This window comes from Acinetobacter sp. YH12086 (assembly GCF_013419345.1).
Taxonomy (GTDB): domain Bacteria; phylum Pseudomonadota; class Gammaproteobacteria; order Pseudomonadales; family Moraxellaceae; genus Acinetobacter; species Acinetobacter amyesii.
The window spans coordinates 330,011-348,716 of the sequence record NZ_VPAF01000001.1 but is presented as its reverse complement, the minus strand read 5'-3'; the positions used below and the strand labels follow the sequence as shown (position 1 = coordinate 348,716).

Below are 18,706 nucleotides of genomic sequence, written 5' to 3'. Positions count from 1 at the left end.
TTAAAAATCACTTGTTTTAGCTCTAAAACATTTAGACAGATTTTATGGATTGCCTATCATTTCGTGTTGACCAATAAACACAAATCACAATCGCCAATAACAATACAAAAGAAGCCATAAAGCGACTCAAATCCAATCCACCTGAACTGATTGGCTTATCTAGAAAATCGCCGACAACTGCGCCCAATGGACGTGTCAAAACAAAAGTAGCCCAAAATAAAATCGTCTTTGAGACCTGACTAAAAAAGTACAACAACGCCATCAAGATAATTAGACCACCAAATAGCCAAATGCCACCGCTATAGCCTAATCCTGCACTATCGGAAGTCCAGTCCCCCAAAGCTGTACCTAGCGTTTGAGAAAATGTAATCGTCAACCAATAAAAGATCTGTGTTCGCGGCAAATTCACTACACTTGGATTGATCGATCCTTCGACTCGATACCAACTAAAAAGCGATATGAGCACCAAACTCAGCAACAGCAAACTACCACCCAAGTAGCCAATCCCTAAAGAACGATCTACAAAATCCGCTAAAGTCGTACCTACCGTGGTACTGGCAATAATCGTGGCCCAATATAAATAAGGTTTATAGGCTTTGGACTGTATTTGAAAATACAGCAGACTGATAAATATGCCTGCGAAAATAAAGGTACTGAGTAGATAGCCCAAATTTAAGGACATGGACAATGCATCACCACTGGTTTCACCAAAGGTGGTCGCAAAAATTTTGGTCAACCAAAACAGTGCTGTAATCTCAGGGACTTTTTTAACGTAGTTTTGTAGCTCAGACACTTGCATATGCATCACTCTATGCAGTTATTTTGATGCTTATATCTTCGATAACTAAAATGAATTTTTGCTTAAAAATTTGCTTAAAATAAGGCGCTCTTTTTTAGAATTATCACAAGAAAAAAGCACCCGATATCGGATGCTTGATTTATAGTGTTTACTGTCTATTTTTGGATTGAAAACTAAACCAGATATTTGAAATAATTATAATTTGGATGGCTTTCAACATAGACATAATTCTGTTTTTGATAGAATTTTGCAGCATTTTTAAGTTCTGTATTTAAGCATAATGCAGAAAAGTGTTTTTTTGCACCCTTTTCCAATTCCACCAATAGCTGCTTACCCACGCCATGCTGACGGTACTGCGGATGCACATAGAAACGGCGAACTCGTCCAATCCGTTCTTCTACACCAGTATCACCCCATTGCTGATTTAAACCGCCACAAGCAATCAATTTATCGCCATCATAAGCAAGCAATAATTGCTCACCCGTTTGGTCAAAACGATTTTTACCACTTTGATATTCTTCAATTAAACGGTGTATAAATGTATAGCCTTCATGCTGCGCCAAAGCAGCAATATTTTCGATTTGAGCAGGAAGTTGCTCTGCTGGACGAATCGTAATTTCCATATATTCACACTTTTAATCTGTTATCTATTTATGATGACCAAATCATCTTGATTCAGTCTGAACACCCTATAGCTCTATAAAAGTAAAAATTTTCGATTTGCACAATAGCAAAGCTGATTAAAACGGCAACTAATTCAAAAAAAATGTAAAAATATAATGGATTTGCCCGATTTTTATACACACCTGTCCTTTAATTGAATTTTCTTCAACAAACTACAGCATTCCTGAGCATTCGTGTAAACTTAGCACTTTCATTTTTTTGATGTGATTATACAACATGGCAACTGTTGACCTTTTTGCAATTGGTAATGCACTTATTGACCAAGAATTTAAAGTCTCTGACGAATTCCTAATTCAACACAATCTGCAAAAAGGTACGATGCAACTGACTGATGGTGATACTCAAGCAGCCCTTTATAACAATCTAAAAGCGACTCAAGAATATAAAGGTCAAGCTTCTGGTGGTTCTGCAGCAAATACAACGGTTGCTTTTAGTGCTTTAGGCGGAACTGCATTTTATGGTTGTCGTGTCGGCAATGATGACTTAGGTCAAATTTACCTAAATGGTTTAAACGACGCAGGTATCCAAACTGCAACTCAATCAATCAGTGAAGGTGTAACCGGCACATGTATGGTATTGGTCAGCCCTGATTCTGAACGTACGATGCATACTTACCTCGGTATTACTGCTGAATTAACTGATAGCCAAATTGATTTTGGCAGCTTAAATACTGCGAAATGGTTATATATCGAAGGTTATCTTTCAACATCAGATAGCGCGCGTCTTGCGGTAAAACAAGCACGTCAAATCGCCAAAGCCAATGGTGTACAAATTGCATTGACCTTATCTGATCCAGCAATGGTGCAATATGCACGTCAAGGTCTAGATGAGTTACTCGATGATGGCGTAGACTTATTGTTCTGTAACGAACAAGAAGCACTGATGTACACCGAAACAGATCATTTAGATGCTGCACTTGCTAAATTGCAATCACTAAGCAAACACATTGTCATTACATTAAGTGCCAAAGGTGCCTTAATTCATACTGAAGCAGCAACATTTACTGTGCCAGGTCGTAAAGTTACCGCAGTTGATACCAATGGTGCTGGTGATGCATTTGCTGGTGCTTTCCTATATGCACTGAATGTAGGTCATGACTATCAAACGGCTGCTGAACTTGCTATCCTGATTTCAAGTGAAGTTGTGGCTCAGTTTGGTCCACGCCTAGCAGTTGAAGACTATGCTCAGCTTTTACAATCATTTCAAAAGGAATGTGCTTAATGTTTAAAATTTGCATGACGGATGATGTACCTGAACGTGAAGCACGATCATTCGAAACGCCTGAAGGTGAAACGATTTTTATCACCCAACGCGACGGCATGTTTTACGCTTATCAAAATAACTGCCCACACTTGCACGTAGAACTTGAGTTTCTAGAAAATCAGTTTCTAGATCGTGACCAAGAATTTATTGAGTGCTCAACACATGGCGCCCTGTTTATGGTCGAATCTGGGGAATGTATTTCTGGTCCATGCCAAGGTCAAGCCCTTGAAAAAGTGAACATTAACGTGCATTCTGATGGTGGAATCTACCTCACAGAAGAATAAACACTGGAATACAACCATGTCCGCATTTTTAACAGACTATAACTTAATACCCTTTCATTTAAGTTTATTGGCCGTACTGTTATTGGGCATGGTTGAAACCATTGGCTATTACATCAATATTAGTCCTAGCCAAGTTTTAAAAAGAATTGCCCCTCAGCGCATACAAGAGTTGGCATTATTGAATGTCAAATTTTCCAAGTCTCTGATTTTGTTCTTTTTACTGATGAATTTTAGCTTTGCAGGCTATGTACTTCAGTTTTGCATCCATGCCAAAGAAGGTCAATTCGTTCCCGCTTATTATTTAATTTTACCTGCGTTGATTATTGCCATATTCTTTACGGTATTTATGATTCATTGTTTGGATCAGGTTATCCCGCCCAAATATAAAAAACAAACCGTTAACCTACTGGGTCGTCTAGCCACCATTTCAAGTGGAAATGCCCGTCCCGGCTTTTCAGCTCAAGCGCGGGTGCGTGATGAGTTTGGTCAACTACATTATGTGCAAGTTGAGCCAGAATTTGGTGAGTTAGAGTTTCAGTCGAAAATCATTTTGATTCGTCAAAAAAAATCACACTATATTGGCAAAAAAATCAGTATGTCGAACCGTTTATTTAATCCATCCTAGTGACAATCTAAGCGTCACATTGTTATCATTTTTCAAATCATAAAAAAGCCAGTGTTCACTGGCTTGTATTCAATCAAATCCCTAAATCGATATTTTGATTAACGCTTCAGGAAACCTGAGACCAAATTCATCACGTGTTGAATATCAGCATTCGCTTCTTGCTGATTGGTTTGTCCAGCTTGTGGCGTCAATGAGTCAATAATTTGCGGCAATACCCTTGAAATTGCGCTATATACATCTTGTTTCTGAGTTTGTGTTTCTTGTGCAACTTGCTCCACTTCGGCATCATCAAATAAATTTTGTACTTGTTGATTAGTCACAGCAGCATTATCACCAGGGCCTGTAGATACCCAATCATCAACCTGACTGCTCAAGCCCTGTCCACGTAATTTATCCAAAGCACCTTGTAGGCCACCTTGTTTTTGAATCCAAGCCAGCACCAGAGGTAACACTGCTACTAAAATGGTTGATGCATTACCCCCGCTACTACGTTGCTGCGGCTGCGCTGCACCACCCAGTTGGCCCAACACAGAGCCTAAAATTCCACCCAAACCACCCGCTTGGTTTTGAGCATTGGTCTGGGTATTTTGAGTGCCTGCATTTGCGCCCAATTGACCCAGCACCGAACCTAAAATACCACCCAAACCACCTTGTTGATTTTGATTGTTTGCACCACCAAGGGCCTGCTTTGCTAAAATCTCAACAATATTATTTAAATTTGTCATTTTATTTTTCCCAGTGAAACCTAGATAAACTTAATTACAGCATACGTGGGAAAACACAGATTTATCATAAATGTTTGTTAATTTTTGCAATTTCTCGCAGGCTAAGTATTTGTTACCAACGGAATTTATCCCAGTTTTCAGGATTCGCCCAAAATTTAGAGTTAAACCAATCTGGAATATGTTTATAAGTCAAAATATTAAACTGCCATAAAGCAAAATCACTTTCATGCGTGGTTTTATCAATGAGCTGAGTAAAGCCTAAAGCACGTAATAATTGTTCATCGTGTAACTTACTCACCACCACGATGCGTTTGGCAAATAGGTCACGCAATTTTACCAACATCTGAGTTTTCTGCTGCTGATCCAAACTCAACATCATTTCAGTATCAAGAATCACAAATCCAAGGTCAAAACGCTGGGTAAAAGGCAGATTTAAAAACTCAGTTACGTTAAAATGTTGCCATTGAATTGGATGAAATTGATTGTATTGCTCAAGATCCTGACCAATACAGATTGCGGTTGAAATGGGCTGCTCTTTTGACAAATCGTCTAGCATAGAAGTGATGACATTTTGCTCAGCCATTGACCGCATCCTTAATAATGAAGTGAGTATTCGTATGGAACTACAAGGCATTTGCCATAAAATGCATGCAGGTCTTAAAGACCTTAGTGTAACTGATCAACATACACACAAGGCAAATGTTGAGTATAAATTTATTCTAGATCGCTCAGAAGTTGATCTACCGTTTAGCCTTGGCCAAGAAATTGAAATTGAAGCCACTGGAAATATCTACTGCATTTCTTGCGGTGCAAAAACGCCTAAATCGTATTCACAAGGTCATTGCTTCAAATGCATGAAGACTAAGGCTTCTTGTGATATGTGCATTATGAAGCCTGAAACCTGTCATTATCATCTCGGGACTTGCCGTGAAGATGATTTTGCCCATGAAGTTTGCTTTCAACCGCATATTGTCTATTTAGCTAATTCGAGTGCCTTAAAAGTGGGGATTACTCGACTTGGTCAAATGCCTACACGTTGGCTGGACCAAGGTGCGACGCAAGCTTTGCCTATTATGAAAGTTGGTTCACGTCGTCTATCTGGTCAGCTTGAAGTCATGTTTGGAACGCAAGTGGCCGATAAAACTGATTGGCGTAAATTGCTCAAAGGTGAAGCAGAACCCATCAACCTGATCGAAATTCGCGACCAATTGGTAGAAGAATTCGCACCTAAAATTCAGACCATTCGCGAAGAATTTAGCCAAAATTTAGATTTTAATGAAACCGTCGAACTGTTAGAAGATGAGTTACCACGCCAATTTATCTACCCGGTAGATGAATATCCTGAAAAAATCAAATCGCATAATTTGGACAAAACACCGATTATTCGAGGAAAATTACAAGGGATTAAAGGTCAGTATCTGATTTTGGATACCGGTGTGATTAATATTCGAAAATACACGGGCTATGAAATTAAAGTACGTACTTAAATCGACTTAACGTGTCTAATTAAGTTTAAAAAAGCGAGATATTTCTCGCTTTTTTTCACACACTTTACCGATTTGATTCATTGAACAGTTGAAAGAAACTTTAAATATGGCAACGCCATTAACTGCTCCGCTTCTAAGATAGGCATATGACCAACATGGTCTAAAATCAGAGGCTTTTCGGCTTTTTTAAATAAGCGTCTCAGTTCTTCTGCCACTTCAACATTGATAATCTGATCTTGCTTCCCCCAGATAATAAACACAGGTGCATCAATGCCTCGTGCAGCCAAAGCAAAGGACTCTGGCGTATACAAGATCGCCATTTTTTGCAGTTGCTCCACCATTTTATTGGTTTGTTTAGACTGAACTATCATCAACTTTTCTTGCCCAATTTTTAATTCTTGTGGAATAGAAGGCGGGGATTGCATCACGATCTTCATCACGCGATCAAAATCACCAGTTTTTCTGACCACTAGCTCTGCAAGCTTTGCCGTATCTTTTAGATACGCTGTATTGCTCGACTTAAAGACACCTGCCGAATCCACCAACAATAAAGATTTCACTTCTAAGGGATACTGAGCACTATAGAGCATGGCAATTGCACCACCCATCGAATGCCCTGCGATATGTAAATTTGGGTCTAACTTTGTAGCATCAATAAATCGTCGTAATTTTTCTGTTAAATTTGGAATCGATAGATCAAATTGATCTGCGACAATAGTTTCTCCATGTGCTGGCAGATCTGGAATAATGACATGATAGTTGGCCGTTAAATAACGGGCAACGCGGTTCCAATTATCACGCGTGCCTGACAAACCATGCAGCAACAGCAGCGTCGGTTTTTGTGGATTTCCCCCTTCACTGTATGTCCATTCGATTTCATTATTTTTGACTTTTTTACTGGTCAAGCCCGCCCAAGCTCTTTCCTGCTCTAGAACATTTTTAAAGTTCAGTTCGGCAGCTTGAATACTACTAGCAACGCAAATCTTTAGTAGCATCAGTATCATGTGCTTAAAATAATGATCCATCCATCGCAATAAGAAGTTCTTTAAACGCTTAAATTGAAGCATATACAGAGATGTCATCCGCTTAATCCTTGCCGTGATGAGTTATTTCTTCTTCATATTATTTTTTTGAGAACACCAATCTACGATGCTAGAGTCGATATTTCATTTGCCAAATCTTTTAAATAAAAATTATATCTATCAATTTAAGTCAAAAAAAACCAGCTCAGAAGCTGGTTTTTTTTAAAGCTGCCTTAATTATTTAATTTTGGCATGATCTTTTAGATAACGTGTGTAGTCATCAAATTCTTGCTGACCACGAAGCTGTTGATAAAGTTTTTTTAACTCATCTAACTGCTCACCCGTTAATGCCGCATCAGATTGTTTATTCACTGCAGTCACAGCAACCACAACTAACTCATTTGGTAGATTGGTTGTAGTAACAGACCAATGACCTGCTTTCGGCGCTTTTACACTAAATGCAGCACGTTGAATTTCGCGTTTCAACAAACCATCAGCACGAGTGAAAGTACCCGCATTTTCAAAGTTTAAATTGCCTTTCGCGACTGAAGCAGCAGGTTTTGCAGCAAACTCTTTCAATGTCGCTTGAATTTGGGCTTTTGCAGCATCAGACGCTTTCTTTTCAATCAGCTGAGTTTTCACATGCGCTTTCGCTTCAGCTAAGGTTTGAACACCTGCAGCATGATAGTTACGCACTTTTACCCAAACTACATCACCGTTTTTCAACTGAATGCTAGATGAAACATTACGTTCACCATTTTTAACATCATCGTTAAACAATTTAACTTTGACGTTTGCATCACTTAAAACTGGATGTTGCGATGCTAATGTTAAGCCATTCAATGATTGAACTTTTACACCTTTCACTTCTTGACCCACGACATCAAGGGCATCACTGCTCACAACCATATCATTGAGGCTGTTTACAGTGTCAGAAAAAACATTGGCTTTTTTCGAAGCAGCGACTTCTGCTTGCAGACGAGCTTTTTCTTGTTCAAATGAAGCCACTTTTACAGCTGGCGCCACTTTTTCGATCAAGTGATAACCACTGTCTGTTTTCACTGGAGCAGTCACTTGACCAGCTTGAGCACCTTCAACTGCTGCATCAAATGCATCACCAAATACACCTTTTTCATAAGCAACCAGTTCACCACCTTTTGCTTTAGATTCAGGATCTTCAGAGAATTGCGCAGCAGCTTGGTCAAAGCTTAAACCCGCTTTAATTTTAGCTTGAACACTTTCAGCCAGTTTTTTAGCTTCGGCATCTGAACGATTGTCCGCAGTGATCATAATGTGCTTAACGATAGGTTTAACTGACTTCTGTGCATTCTCAACAAAGCTGTTATATGCTTCTTTCAGTTCAGCATCAGTTGCAGCTTCTACAGGTGCAGTAATATTGGCAGGTGTTAATACGACAAAATCTGCATCAACACTAGTTGCTTGCTTAAATTTGTTTTTATGTTGCTCATAATAAGCCGCAATTTCTGCATCAGATACTTTTACATTTTTCTTGTAATTTTCAAGATTAATGCTTGCCAACTGAATACTACGTTGTTCCGTTTGTAAGTTCGCAATTTGCAAGATATCAAGCTTACTCACCAATGCATATTCCATAAATGTTGTAGACAACATTTTTAAAGCATGGTCTTTACGTAAATTATCAATGAATGTGCGATTCGTCATACCAATCGATTCGAGGTATCGCGCAAACGCTTCATCAGAAAATTGACCATTGACTTGAAAGCTTGGCTGCTGATGAATCATTTGCACAATTTGTGCATCACTCAAGCTAATGCCTAATTTATCAGCTTGTTGCAATAGCAATTGGCGTGAAACCAAAGTATCCATCGCTTTATTGCTAATGAAATTTTGATTCAATAATGTTTCATCACCCTGAGCATATGCCAGATATTGTTCTTTTAATGAGTTCGTCAGTGCTTCGAGTTCTTTTTGAGAAATTTCAGTACCGTTTACAGTCTTTGCTGCATCTTTAGATCCACCACTAAAATATCCTTCAATACCTACAAGTGCTAAAGGGGTCAAAAACAAAACGAGCAAGACCTTGCCCAGCCAACCCTTAATGACTTTACGAAACGATTCCATAAGTATTCCAATATTTTATTTGCGGTGAATTTTAACCGAAAACCCGAGATGAATGAATGCGATATATCAATTAATCACATTTACCAATAAAAAACGCGCCAATTTATGGCGCGTCTCATGTGCTTAATAAGATTAAGCTACAGAATCTTTCAAGCCTTTACCCGCTTTGAAGCTAGGAACTTTGCTTGCTTTGATTTCTAAAGTCGCACCAGTTTGTGGGTTACGACCAGTACGTGCAGCGCGTTCTTTTACGCTGAAAGTACCGAAACCAACTAAAGTAACTGTATCACCAGCTTTTAATGCATTGGTAACTGCAGCAATTGTAGCATCTAAAGCTTTACCGGCATCGGCCTTAGATAATCCCCCATTTTCGGCAATTGCATCAATTAATTCTGATTTATTCATGAAAATTACGTCCTCTTAATATCGTTTATTTAAGGTTCAAGAATTTGTATAAAACGCCATAACGCCTTTATAGCAATGCTTTAGGGTTAAACGCAATACTCCTCAACCTCTTTTTATAGAATTTTTTGACGAAAAAAACCTTGAAAATTCGATAATATTAAAAAAGTTAGTGTTTTTTTAATATTTCGGCCCTCAGTTGGGCATTTTCTTCGGCTAATTGGTCAACTTTAGTATGTAATTGAAGTATAAGCCTTTCTAAGTGCTGTAAATCCTTTACAGTCACCAATCCTAAACGGTTTAAAGAATGATTAACACTATTATCTAAAATTTTTTCCACTTTATCTTTCGTATCGGTTACAGATTCCTTGGCTTTTTCTGAAACTTTTTCGACAGTTTGATCTGCAATATCAATCGTTTTGGACTCAAGCTCCTCTCCAACTTTGACTAAAGAGTCAAAAAGCTTATTTCCCTCTCCCTCAGCACGTGAAAAAGCACCTAATCCAGCCAACCAAATCTGTTTGGTGTATTTACGAAAATCCATTTTAGAGCGACGATCAGAATGACTACGTACCCGAGGTTTAGCCAGCTTTTCTGATGTTTCCTGTGCATCGTCAATTATGCTTTCTTTATTTTCCATAATCCGCACTTCTCCTGATTATTTTATGTGCACATCAACACGTGATTCTTCATTTTAACAACATAATAGCAAACATATAACTTGATAGATTGATTAAACTGTTCTACAAAGCTAGTGAATTACCAACTTTTTGGTATATTCTAAGTTCCTCTAGAGCAGGACGCTCAGTTTCCAGTGCTTTCAGATTTTAACAAGGACATTTTTTATGAGCGATACGCAACAAACACAAGCTCAACCACATTTGTTGCTTACTATGACCCTGATTGTTTTAGAAACGATTTTTACCTTCATTTTAAAACATGACCGTGTTGTAGCATTACAAGCTAAAAAATTTGTTGATCAAAAAGTCGCACTAAAAATAAATAGCTACATCCCTTATTTTGACTTTTATGTTCAGTTTACTGAGCACGGTATCCTGTTCGACACGAAATCTCCAGATAAACCGATCGACCTTGATGTCCGTACGACATTAATGGATTTGGTGAAAATTTTTGTATTTGGTAATCGTAAAAGCATCAAAATCATGCGTATCGATGGCGATGTGGTTTTAAAAGATGAATTTCGTGATTTGGTTTCTTTATTTAGTGTGCCGAAAATTTTATCTGACTGGAAACACTGGTTGTCTGAACCTGTCGAAGAAAACGATATCGTTGCGTCTAAAAAACGTATTGCCCCACTTTTAGAAAAAATCGAACAGCAACGCTCTAAAATAAACACGCTACAAGTTGAAGTTAAACAATACAAAAACCGTATTAAGCGTATCGAACGTCGTCAAAAGCGGATTAATATCGCTTTTAGTCTAATATCTGTTCTTTTAATAACGTTATTAGTGTATAATGTGTGGTTCAAATAAATACATAATTTTTCAGACAAAATAAAACAAATAAACAATCTCAAAAAAACTTGACTATTTTAGTCAGGATTCATAAAATCTGCACATCTAGACTTAACATGTGTATCGAATCATGCGCTTAACAACTCGCGGTCGCTACGCAGTGACTGCTCTACTTGATCTAGCTTTGCAGCCAACTGAACAAACGATCACTCTTGCAGAAATTGCAGCTCGTCAAACCATTTCAGTGGCCTATCTTGAGCAGTTATTTGCAAAATTAAAGCGTCACGGCTTAGTTTCCAGCATCCGTGGAGCAAACGGTGGTTATCACCTTGCTCGTAGTGCTGAAGACATCACTGTTTTGGAAATTATTGAAGCTGTAAATGAAACAGTTGATGCAACCCGTTGTGACCACAAAGGCAACTGCCAAAATGGTGCAATGTGCTTGACTCACGATTTATGGCAGGAACTCTCCCACCACATTGCCGATTATCTTGCAAAAATCACCCTTGCTGACCTTGTAGCACGCGATAACGTTCAAACCGTATCAATTCGTCAAAATTCAGCAAACTTTGATTCAGCCCTTTTATCGGTTACAGGTATTTGACATGAAGCGTCCTATTTATCTTGACTATGCAGCAACTACACCTGTAGACCCTCAAGTCGCAGAACGTATGATGGAATGTCTAACGTTTGACGGTACTTTTGGTAATGCAGCTTCTCGTTCTCATGCTTACGGCTGGCAGGCAGAAGAAAAAGTAGAATATGCACGTGAACAAGTTGCTAATCTAGTAAAAGCTGATCCACGCGAAATCGTTTGGACTTCTGGTGCAACTGAATCTGACAACCTTGCGCTTAAAGGTATTGCTCAGTTCTATGCATCTAAAGGCAAGCACATTATTACAAGTAAAATTGAACATAAAGCAATTCTTGATACTTGCCGCGAGCTTGAAGAAGAAGGCTTCGAAATTACTTATCTTGAGCCAGAAGCAAAAACAGGTTTAATCACACCTGAAATGGTTCAAGCAGCCCTTCGTCCAGATACAATTCTTGTATCTTTGATGATGGTGAACAATGAAATCGGTACAACTACAGATGTAGCTGCAATCGGTGAATTGACTCGTGCAAACAAAACTTATTTCCATGTAGATGCTGCGCAAGCTGCTGGTAAAGTAGAAATTGATCTTTCAACAATGAAAGTTGATTTGATGAGTTTCTCTGGCCACAAAATCTATGGTCCTAAAGGTATTGGTGCTCTTTATGTACGTCGTCAACCACGTGTACGTATTAAAGCGCAAATGCACGGTGGCGGTCATGAACGTGGCATGCGTTCAGGTACGTTAGCGACTCACCAAATCGTGGGTATGGGCGAAGCGTTCGAACTTGCCGGCAAAAACCTGCATGCTGAACAAACTCGTATTCGTGCACTTCGTGACAAACTTTGGAATGGCTTGCAAGATCTTGAACAAGTCTTCCTGAACGGTCACCCAGAATACAACGTTGCAAACTATTTAAACGTCAGCTTTAACTTTGTTGAAGGTGAATCGTTAATGATGGCACTTAAAGATTGCGCAGTATCTTCTGGTTCCGCATGTACATCAGCAACCTTAGAACCATCCTATGTACTTCGTGCATTGGGTCTTTCAGACGAATTGGCCCACAGCTCGATTCGTTTCAGCTTTGGTAAATACACCACTGAAGCCGATATTGACCACGTACTTGAAATTACCAAAGCAGCAGTTGAAAAACTACGTGATCTTTCACCGCTTTGGGACATGTACAAAGAAGGTATCGACCTTAATTCTGTAGAATGGGCTGAACACTAATTCATCCCGGTGAGATAGCTTTTATTTTAAGGCTATCTCATTGATTAACGTAATTTCACCCCCATATTAATCTTAAGACTGACCCCGAGGTTTGGAGAAGCATCATGGCTTATAGCGAAAAAGTAATTGATCATTACGAAAACCCTCGTAATGTTGGTGTTTTAGACAAAAATGCAGAAAACGTTGGTACAGGTATGGTCGGTGCACCAGCTTGTGGCGATGTTATGCGTCTACAGATCCAAGTTGATGACAACGGCGTAATTGAAGAAGCTCGCTTCAAAACTTACGGTTGTGGTTCAGCAATTGCATCTAGCTCATTAGTAACAGAGTGGTTAAAAGGCAAAACTCTTGATGAAGCTCAAGCAATTAAGAACATTGATATTGCAACTGAACTTGCACTTCCACCAGTAAAAGTACACTGCTCTGTACTTGCTGAAGATGCAATCAAAGCTGCTGTAGAAGACTACCGTAGCAAGAAAGTAAAAGCTTAATTGTTTACGTGTTTTAAAAAAGATTAACGGAGTTTTCATGATTCATTTAACTGAAAATGCTGCAACTCATATCAGCAATTACATCAAGAATCGCGGTAAGGGTGAAGGTATTCGCGTTGGCGTGAAAACTTCTGGCTGTTCTGGTTTAGCTTATGTACTTGAGTTTGTCGATGATATTGACACGCATGACCAAGTATTCGATCAGTTTGGCGTAAAAGTATTCGTTGATCCAAAAAGCTTAGTTTATCTTGAAGGTATGGAGATGGACTATGTGAAAAATGGTTTAAACGAAGGTTTTGAATTTAATAACCCAAATAAAAAAGGCGAATGTGGCTGCGGCGAATCGTTTACAGTTTAAGCCATTTCCACGCTCCTTTTTCGCATTAAAACAGTGTAAAATTCACTGTTTTAATTGCATTTAAAGCAACACTTTTTGCACCTCTATTGCGGACACCATCTCCCATGAATCATTTTGAGTTGTTTAACTTACCTGTAGCACTCGATATTGATTTAGCAGTTTTAAAAGCTGAATTTTTAAAGTTGCAGCAACAATATCATCCAGATAAAGCCGAAGACAAAGATCTAGCCCTGATAAAATCTAGTGAGATTAATCAAGCATTTAAAGCTTTATCCAATGTTGATAGCCGCGCTGCATATCTTTTAAGTCTCAAAAAACAAGATTATCACCTTGATCAATCGATTAGTGATTTTGAGTTCCTACAAGATGCCTTAGAAATTCGTGAACAGTTAGATGAGGCAGGCTCTGCTGATGACCTCACTTCACTTAAAACTGAAGTTCAGCAATGGATTGACGGTTTGGTTCGTGAATTCAAGATTGATTATGACGACGAAGACTGGGCTGAAGCACGTGATACTGTACGTAAATTACGCTTCTTCCAAAAAGTAATGGCTGACATCGATAAAGCTGAAGATCGCTTCTTAGACGACGATAGCTTTGATTTAGACGATGATTTTTAATTTATTTTTTATATTTGACGTTCAAAGGATGTAACACACATGGCTCTCTTGCAAATTGCAGAACCTGGTCAATCAAGTGCGCCGCATGAACACCGCATCGCAATTGGTATCGATCTTGGGACTACACACTCTTTAGTAGCCACGGTACTTTCTGGTAAAGCGAAAGTGCTTAACGATGAACATGGTCGTGTGTTACTCCCTTCTATTGCACACTATGGCGAATCCACTACGCAATATGGTGACGACGCAAAGGCATTCTTAACGACTGATCCTAAAAACACCATCGTTTCTGTAAAACGTTTTATGGGGCGCTCTAAAGCAGATATTAAATTCCAACACCCGTACAACTTAGTCGGTGAAGGGAATGAAATGCCTGCTTTTGAAACTGCACAAGGTCGTAAAACACCAGTTGAAATTTCTGCTGAAATTTTAAAACAACTTAAAGACCGTGCAGAAATCAGCTTAAACAATCCAGTAAATGGTGCTGTCATTACAGTGCCTGCCTATTTTGATGAAGCACAGCGTCAAGCAACGCGTGATGCAGCACAACTTGCAGGCTTAAATGTACTCCGTCTTTTAAATGAACCGACTGCTGCGGCAGTGGCTTATGGCTTAGACCAAGACACCAATCTTGCACATGATCAAAACTATGTGATCTATGATTTGGGTGGTGGTACTTTTGACGTTTCAATTTTACGTTTCTCTCAAGGCGTTTTTGAAGTTCTAGCAACGGGTGGCCACACGGCGCTTGGTGGTGATGACTTAGACCGTCTGATTGTAAAATGGGCAAAAAAACAACTGAATATTGAAACTTTAGATGATGCTGAATATGCCCATTTCATCGTTTCTGCTCGTAAAGCAAAAGAAGCTCTAACCGAGGCTGAATCTGTAGAGCTTAAAGTTCTTGATCAATCATTGACTTTAGACCGCCCTACTTTTGAATCCATCATCAAAGTTGCTTTGGATAAAACCATCAGCGTTTGTAAACGTGTCATGCGTGATGCCAAGCTTGAACTCAGCGATATTCAAAATGTGGTATTGGTCGGTGGTTCTACCCGCTCGTATGCTGTACAAAAAGCTGTTCAAGATGTCTTCAATCAAGAACCGCTCTGCACTATTAACCCTGATGAAGTTGTGGCCATTGGCGCGTCGATTACAGCGAACCAGCTTATTGGTAACTCTAAAGATGGTTCATTGCTTTTAGACGTCACACCGCTTTCTTTAGGTTTAGAAACCATGGGCGGTTTGGTTGAGCGCCTTATTTCGCGTAATACAGCTATTCCAGTGGCTCGTCGCCAAGAATTCACAACCTATCAAGATGGTCAAACAGCGATGTTGATTCATGTTGTACAAGGTGAACGTGATCTAGTTGAACATTGCCGTAGTCTAGGTCGTTTCGTGCTTCGTGGTATTCCACCGATGACTGCGGGTCAAGCGCGCATTGAAGTGACTTTCCAAGTTGACGCAGATGGTTTACTCACGGTGTCTGCCAAAGAAACCACTTCTGGTGTGCATGCCCAAATTGACATCAAACCTTCTTATGGTTTATCTGATGCCGACACTGAACGCTTACTGATTGATGGTTATAAGTTTGCTGAAGAAGATAAAAACTTACGTCATCTTCAAGAAACCAAAGTGGAAGCAAAACGTGAACTTGAAGCACTTGATCAAGCACTTAAAGTGGATGCTCAACTTCTCAGCCAAGAGCAACTCAGTTCCCTCACTGCAGCACGCACTGTTTTAGATGCTGCACTTGAAACGACAGATATTAAAGCTATTGAACATGCTGTAGAACAGCTTAAAATACATAGCGATGCATTTGCTGCAGCTCGTATGAATCAGCACATTGATGCCGCACTGAAAGGCACAAAACTCGATGACTGGTCAAACTCAAATTAATTTATAGGTCAAGATTATGCCACGTATTAAAGTACTGCCTCACGCAACAATCTGCCCAAACGGCGCTGAGTTTGAAGTCGAAGCAAATGCTAACCTTTGCGAAAGCATGTTAAAAAACGGCATCAAAATTGAACATGCATGCGACATGTCTAAAGCATGCACCACTTGCCATGTGATTGTACGTAAAGGTTTTGATGGTCTAGATGAAATGGATGATGTCGAAGCAGATCTTCTCGATCGTGCTTGGGGGTTAGAACCAGACTCTCGTCTGTCATGCCAAGTAAAAATTGAAGATGAAGATTTGGAAATTGAAATTCCTAAATACACCATCAACCATGCTTCAGAAAATCATTAATTTATAGATAATTTTCTATAATCAAAAAGCCAGTTCATCGTAACTGGCTTTTTTATGCATAAATCTATTCAAGAATTCAAAAAAAGAAGACGTTTTGATAAAAGAATGAATTGAGTTATTTTTACAATTTAAGGCAATACGATTAGATCTAATTTTTATAATGTATATGTGAAATTAAGAGTGAGATTCAGTTTTTTTGACTTCTTCGATCACTTCGTCTTCTAAATTCAGTTTAACAATACCAGCAGAGTTGGTCATTTTTTGCTGAGTTTGTAAGCGTTTAATCATACGTTCTAAAACATGTATTAGTTCAGGATATTCAAAGTTTTGTACTTCATCTAAGTTCAACAATAGATTAAAGCCTTTATATTCGTAATCGAACCAACGTTGATAATCTGTTTTCTGTGAGGTGTATTTTTCCATCACTTGCCAAGTACGTACTGGGCCTTTGATGCCTTTTAAGAAGATCGGTGCTTTAGGTGCACATAAATAGTCATTTTTCACTAAATGATGCGTATCGTCTGAAATCAAAATTTCATCGACTTCGGCCGCACTTTGCAATCGTGCAGCCAAATTCGCATCACGCCCCACGATGGTATAAGCCATACGGTGAGCCGCACCATAGTTCCCAACGTGACAATACCCTGTAGAAATACCCATACGAATGTGTAGCGGCGGATAACCCATTTTAATCCAGCGTTCACGCAGCAACTTCATTTGCTGACGCATGACCATTGCCATCTCTAAACAAGTTTTTGCATCTTGCTCTACACCTTGGCTATGTGGATCACCAAAGAAGATTAGAATTGCATCACCCATAAATTTATCGACAGTCGCTTCATACTGTTTGGCAATCTCAGTCATATGACTCAAATAGTCATTGAGTAGAAATGCTAAATCGTCTGGGATTAATGTTTCAGAAAGTTCTGTGAACCCTTGGATATCTGAAAAGAAAATCGTGAGTTTTTTCCGTTTATATTCGATTTTAGCTTCAGACTCACCTTTCATAATCGATTGCCAAAGCTGCATTGGCGCATAACGACTCAATTGATTAGCGAATTCCATATAACGATTCATCTGATCATAATAGTGGTTCTTTTTATTGCTCAAAGACTGAACTTGGGTGTGTTGATAAAATGTCCCCACACTGAAATATGTAATAAGACACAAAAAACCTAGAACGGTTAACTCACTGCTGGTTGACTCAAAATATTCTTGAAAACCAAAGATATAAATATTACATAAATAAAATACAGTGACACCAACAATCCCAGCCAAGGACATCATTAAGAAATTAATTTTGTTATAAATGGTTGTATATAGCAGCGCAAAGACCGCAAGAAAGGTTAAAACGAGGCTTAAATGTACTGCAGACATCAGTACAGCAATAACGATGATATCGATCAGAAAAAGCACATTACGCTTAACTTGATTGCTATATCGATAAATTAACCAATGAGAAAACTTAGGAACGACTAAAATCAGAAAAAATAAAAATGCAGGAATATAGATTTGATATTGCGTATCTGGCTGAGTGTAATGATAGACAACAATCACCAAAGACAGCATGATATATCCCATCAAACGATGAAAATATTCAAACTGTTTAGGCTCTTTGCTGATTAAATTGTCTAACGGCACTCGATCGCCCCCATACGGACACTCATTCTTCTACTATCCTGATATTGTCCGTAAATCGGGATTAGTCCATACGCCAATCAAAAGGCATATCGCCTTGACCACGTAGTGCAAGCATTAGTGTTTGGCGCATGTGTGCCAAGACATCATTGTTATAAGGAACTGCTGGCGTACCCCAAACTGGTTTCGGCCAAGCCACATCATTTTGATAACGAACAACATGATGAAAATGTAATTGTGGAACCATATTACCCAATGCAGCTACATTCATTTTGTCTGCACGGAATACACGTGACAATTGGCTTGATAACCAGCTTGATTCACGTAAAAACTGCTCTTGGTCTGCCTGACTTAATTCATAAAGCTCTGTAATTCCCGGAACACGTGGAATCAAAATAAGCCACGGGAATTGCATATCATTCATCAAACGACATGTTGACAGAGGAAAGTCGCCTACATAAAACGTATCTTGAGCAAGTTGTGGATGTAAACTAAACATATCTTTATAAATGATGCAAAATTAGAATGATGGCTAATACTATCACATCCTTATGGGTGTGAATATTCTGTACAGAACGTTTCATTACAAATAAACTGTATTTGAATAAAACGTTGCTTGCTTATGACTCTAATAAATTTTTCAAAAAAATCAA

The 18,706-nt window shown here is 38.9% G+C and carries 22 protein-coding genes; 12 read left to right on the top strand and 10 right to left on the bottom strand.

What is annotated here, in order from left to right:
* Positions 1–31: 31 nt before the first annotated feature.
* Both FTU29_RS01750 and FTU29_RS01745 read right to left on the bottom strand, forming a co-directional pair.
* A complete protein-coding gene (locus tag FTU29_RS01750) occupies positions 32–805 on the bottom strand; it encodes a hypothetical protein (protein ID WP_373423552.1) in 774 nt (257 codons plus the stop codon).
* A 167-nt stretch (positions 806–972) separates the two neighbouring features.
* Positions 973–1,422: a GNAT family N-acetyltransferase gene (locus tag FTU29_RS01745; protein WP_078188654.1), complete on the bottom strand. Its 450-nt coding sequence runs from the start codon at positions 1,420–1,422 to the stop codon at positions 973–975.
* 277 nt (positions 1,423–1,699) lie between these two features.
* Here FTU29_RS01745 and FTU29_RS01740 point away from each other — a divergent pair, with 277 nt between their 5' ends.
* From FTU29_RS01740 to FTU29_RS01730, 3 genes are read left to right on the top strand one after another with little or no spacing between them, the layout of a single operon-like run.
* Positions 1,700–2,704, top strand: a complete 1,005-nt coding sequence (locus FTU29_RS01740; protein ID WP_180119993.1) for an adenosine kinase — start codon at positions 1,700–1,702, stop codon at positions 2,702–2,704.
* A complete protein-coding gene (locus FTU29_RS01735; RefSeq protein ID WP_078188656.1) occupies positions 2,704–3,030 on the top strand; it encodes a Rieske (2Fe-2S) protein in 327 nt (108 codons plus the stop codon). Before FTU29_RS01740 ends, FTU29_RS01735 begins: the two co-directional genes overlap by 1 nt.
* Positions 3,031–3,046: 16 nt before the next feature.
* The gene (locus tag FTU29_RS01730) at positions 3,047–3,655 is read left to right on the top strand and encodes an OB-fold-containig protein (protein WP_180041403.1); all 609 of its coding nucleotides are present in this window, start codon (positions 3,047–3,049) and stop codon (positions 3,653–3,655) included.
* 98 nt (positions 3,656–3,753) lie between these two features.
* Here FTU29_RS01730 and FTU29_RS01725 read toward each other — a convergent pair whose 3' ends face one another.
* Both FTU29_RS01725 and FTU29_RS01720 read right to left on the bottom strand, forming a co-directional pair.
* A complete protein-coding gene (locus FTU29_RS01725; protein WP_180119991.1) occupies positions 3,754–4,380 on the bottom strand; it encodes a YidB family protein in 627 nt (208 codons plus the stop codon).
* Positions 4,381–4,492: 112 nt separating this feature from the next.
* On the bottom strand, positions 4,493–4,963 hold the full coding sequence (locus FTU29_RS01720) for a DUF6231 family protein (protein WP_168378602.1): 471 nt from the start codon (positions 4,961–4,963) through the stop codon (positions 4,493–4,495).
* A 34-nt stretch (positions 4,964–4,997) separates the two neighbouring features.
* Here FTU29_RS01720 and FTU29_RS01715 point away from each other — a divergent pair, with 34 nt between their 5' ends.
* Complete coding sequence (locus FTU29_RS01715; RefSeq protein ID WP_180120357.1) at positions 4,998–5,867, top strand: DUF2797 domain-containing protein; 870 nt, start codon at positions 4,998–5,000, stop codon at positions 5,865–5,867.
* A 77-nt stretch (positions 5,868–5,944) separates the two neighbouring features.
* On the opposite strand, the gene FTU29_RS01710 is transcribed toward FTU29_RS01715, so the two are convergent.
* From FTU29_RS01710 to FTU29_RS01695, 4 genes are all read right to left on the bottom strand, one after another.
* Entirely contained in the window at positions 5,945–6,871 is a 927-nt protein-coding gene (locus FTU29_RS01710) for an alpha/beta fold hydrolase (protein WP_257226888.1), read from the bottom strand.
* Between the two features lie 255 nt (positions 6,872–7,126).
* Entirely contained in the window at positions 7,127–8,992 is a 1,866-nt protein-coding gene (locus FTU29_RS01705) for a SurA N-terminal domain-containing protein (RefSeq protein ID WP_180115749.1), read from the bottom strand.
* Between the two features lie 132 nt (positions 8,993–9,124).
* Positions 9,125–9,397 carry an HU family DNA-binding protein gene (locus tag FTU29_RS01700; RefSeq protein WP_078188662.1) on the bottom strand — a complete coding sequence of 91 codons (273 nt, stop codon included), beginning with the start codon at positions 9,395–9,397 and terminating at the stop codon, positions 9,125–9,127.
* A 166-nt stretch (positions 9,398–9,563) separates the two neighbouring features.
* On the bottom strand, positions 9,564–10,034 hold the full coding sequence (locus FTU29_RS01695; RefSeq protein WP_078193479.1) for a phasin family protein: 471 nt from the start codon (positions 10,032–10,034) through the stop codon (positions 9,564–9,566).
* A gap of 205 nt (positions 10,035–10,239) precedes the next feature.
* On the opposite strand from FTU29_RS01695, the gene FTU29_RS01690 reads away from it, so the two are divergent.
* The 8 genes from FTU29_RS01690 to fdx all read left to right on the top strand — a co-directional run bounded on the left by FTU29_RS01690 (position 10,240) and on the right by fdx (position 16,415).
* The gene (locus FTU29_RS01690) at positions 10,240–10,887 is read left to right on the top strand and encodes a hypothetical protein (RefSeq protein WP_180119989.1); all 648 of its coding nucleotides are present in this window, start codon (positions 10,240–10,242) and stop codon (positions 10,885–10,887) included.
* Between the two features lie 112 nt (positions 10,888–10,999).
* Complete coding sequence (locus FTU29_RS01685) at positions 11,000–11,473, top strand: Rrf2 family transcriptional regulator (RefSeq protein WP_078188665.1); 474 nt, start codon at positions 11,000–11,002, stop codon at positions 11,471–11,473.
* Position 11,474: 1 nt separating this feature from the next.
* Positions 11,475–12,692: an IscS subfamily cysteine desulfurase gene (locus FTU29_RS01680; protein WP_180119987.1), complete on the top strand. Its 1,218-nt coding sequence runs from the start codon at positions 11,475–11,477 to the stop codon at positions 12,690–12,692.
* Positions 12,693–12,796: 104 nt separating this feature from the next.
* Positions 12,797–13,183 carry a Fe-S cluster assembly scaffold IscU gene (gene iscU, locus FTU29_RS01675; RefSeq protein ID WP_078188667.1) on the top strand — a complete coding sequence of 129 codons (387 nt, stop codon included), beginning with the start codon at positions 12,797–12,799 and terminating at the stop codon, positions 13,181–13,183.
* Between the two features lie 37 nt (positions 13,184–13,220).
* Entirely contained in the window at positions 13,221–13,541 is a 321-nt protein-coding gene (gene iscA / locus FTU29_RS01670) for an iron-sulfur cluster assembly protein IscA (RefSeq protein WP_078188668.1), read from the top strand.
* Positions 13,542–13,645: 104 nt separating this feature from the next.
* Positions 13,646–14,161 (top strand): Fe-S protein assembly co-chaperone HscB, encoded by a 516-nt coding sequence (hscB, locus tag FTU29_RS01665; RefSeq protein WP_180034816.1) that lies wholly within the window; start codon positions 13,646–13,648, stop codon positions 14,159–14,161.
* Between the two features lie 39 nt (positions 14,162–14,200).
* Complete coding sequence (gene hscA, locus FTU29_RS01660; protein ID WP_180119985.1) at positions 14,201–16,060, top strand: Fe-S protein assembly chaperone HscA; 1,860 nt, start codon at positions 14,201–14,203, stop codon at positions 16,058–16,060.
* Positions 16,061–16,076: 16 nt separating this feature from the next.
* Positions 16,077–16,415 (top strand): ISC system 2Fe-2S type ferredoxin, encoded by a 339-nt coding sequence (gene fdx, locus FTU29_RS01655; RefSeq protein ID WP_180119983.1) that lies wholly within the window; start codon positions 16,077–16,079, stop codon positions 16,413–16,415.
* Positions 16,416–16,589: 174 nt separating this feature from the next.
* Here fdx and FTU29_RS01650 read toward each other — a convergent pair whose 3' ends face one another.
* Both FTU29_RS01650 and FTU29_RS01645 read right to left on the bottom strand, forming a co-directional pair.
* Positions 16,590–18,056, bottom strand: coding sequence for an adenylate/guanylate cyclase domain-containing protein (locus tag FTU29_RS01650; RefSeq protein ID WP_180119981.1), 1,467 nt, complete (start codon positions 18,054–18,056; stop codon positions 16,590–16,592).
* Between the two features lie 61 nt (positions 18,057–18,117).
* A complete protein-coding gene (locus FTU29_RS01645) occupies positions 18,118–18,552 on the bottom strand; it encodes an HIT domain-containing protein (RefSeq protein ID WP_067762788.1) in 435 nt (144 codons plus the stop codon).
* Positions 18,553–18,706 lie beyond the last annotated feature (154 nt).

What these genes read in the sequence shown, in the direction of transcription:
- FTU29_RS01750 (WP_373423552.1), bottom strand. Translation starts at nt 805, where the DNA reads ATGCATATGCAAGTGTCTGAGCTACAAAACTACGTTAAAAAAGTCCCT.
- FTU29_RS01745 (WP_078188654.1), bottom strand. Translation starts at nt 1,422, where the DNA reads ATGGAAATTACGATTCGTCCAGCAGAGCAACTTCCTGCTCAAATCGAA.
- FTU29_RS01740 (WP_180119993.1), top strand. Translation starts at nt 1,700, where the DNA reads ATGGCAACTGTTGACCTTTTTGCAATTGGTAATGCACTTATTGACCAA.
- FTU29_RS01735 (WP_078188656.1), top strand. Translation starts at nt 2,704, where the DNA reads ATGTTTAAAATTTGCATGACGGATGATGTACCTGAACGTGAAGCACGA.
- FTU29_RS01730 (WP_180041403.1), top strand. Translation starts at nt 3,047, where the DNA reads ATGTCCGCATTTTTAACAGACTATAACTTAATACCCTTTCATTTAAGT.
- FTU29_RS01725 (WP_180119991.1), bottom strand. Translation starts at nt 4,380, where the DNA reads ATGACAAATTTAAATAATATTGTTGAGATTTTAGCAAAGCAGGCCCTT.
- FTU29_RS01720 (WP_168378602.1), bottom strand. Translation starts at nt 4,963, where the DNA reads ATGGCTGAGCAAAATGTCATCACTTCTATGCTAGACGATTTGTCAAAA.
- FTU29_RS01715 (WP_180120357.1), top strand. Translation starts at nt 4,998, where the DNA reads ATGGAACTACAAGGCATTTGCCATAAAATGCATGCAGGTCTTAAAGAC.
- FTU29_RS01710 (WP_257226888.1), bottom strand. Translation starts at nt 6,871, where the DNA reads ATGATACTGATGCTACTAAAGATTTGCGTTGCTAGTAGTATTCAAGCT.
- FTU29_RS01705 (WP_180115749.1), bottom strand. Translation starts at nt 8,992, where the DNA reads ATGGAATCGTTTCGTAAAGTCATTAAGGGTTGGCTGGGCAAGGTCTTG.
- FTU29_RS01700 (WP_078188662.1), bottom strand. Translation starts at nt 9,397, where the DNA reads ATGAATAAATCAGAATTAATTGATGCAATTGCCGAAAATGGGGGATTA.
- FTU29_RS01695 (WP_078193479.1), bottom strand. Translation starts at nt 10,034, where the DNA reads ATGGAAAATAAAGAAAGCATAATTGACGATGCACAGGAAACATCAGAA.
- FTU29_RS01690 (WP_180119989.1), top strand. Translation starts at nt 10,240, where the DNA reads ATGAGCGATACGCAACAAACACAAGCTCAACCACATTTGTTGCTTACT.
- FTU29_RS01685 (WP_078188665.1), top strand. Translation starts at nt 11,000, where the DNA reads ATGCGCTTAACAACTCGCGGTCGCTACGCAGTGACTGCTCTACTTGAT.
- FTU29_RS01680 (WP_180119987.1), top strand. Translation starts at nt 11,475, where the DNA reads ATGAAGCGTCCTATTTATCTTGACTATGCAGCAACTACACCTGTAGAC.
- iscU (WP_078188667.1), top strand. Translation starts at nt 12,797, where the DNA reads ATGGCTTATAGCGAAAAAGTAATTGATCATTACGAAAACCCTCGTAAT.
- iscA (WP_078188668.1), top strand. Translation starts at nt 13,221, where the DNA reads ATGATTCATTTAACTGAAAATGCTGCAACTCATATCAGCAATTACATC.
- hscB (WP_180034816.1), top strand. Translation starts at nt 13,646, where the DNA reads ATGAATCATTTTGAGTTGTTTAACTTACCTGTAGCACTCGATATTGAT.
- hscA (WP_180119985.1), top strand. Translation starts at nt 14,201, where the DNA reads ATGGCTCTCTTGCAAATTGCAGAACCTGGTCAATCAAGTGCGCCGCAT.
- fdx (WP_180119983.1), top strand. Translation starts at nt 16,077, where the DNA reads ATGCCACGTATTAAAGTACTGCCTCACGCAACAATCTGCCCAAACGGC.
- FTU29_RS01645 (WP_067762788.1), bottom strand. Translation starts at nt 18,552, where the DNA reads ATGTTTAGTTTACATCCACAACTTGCTCAAGATACGTTTTATGTAGGC.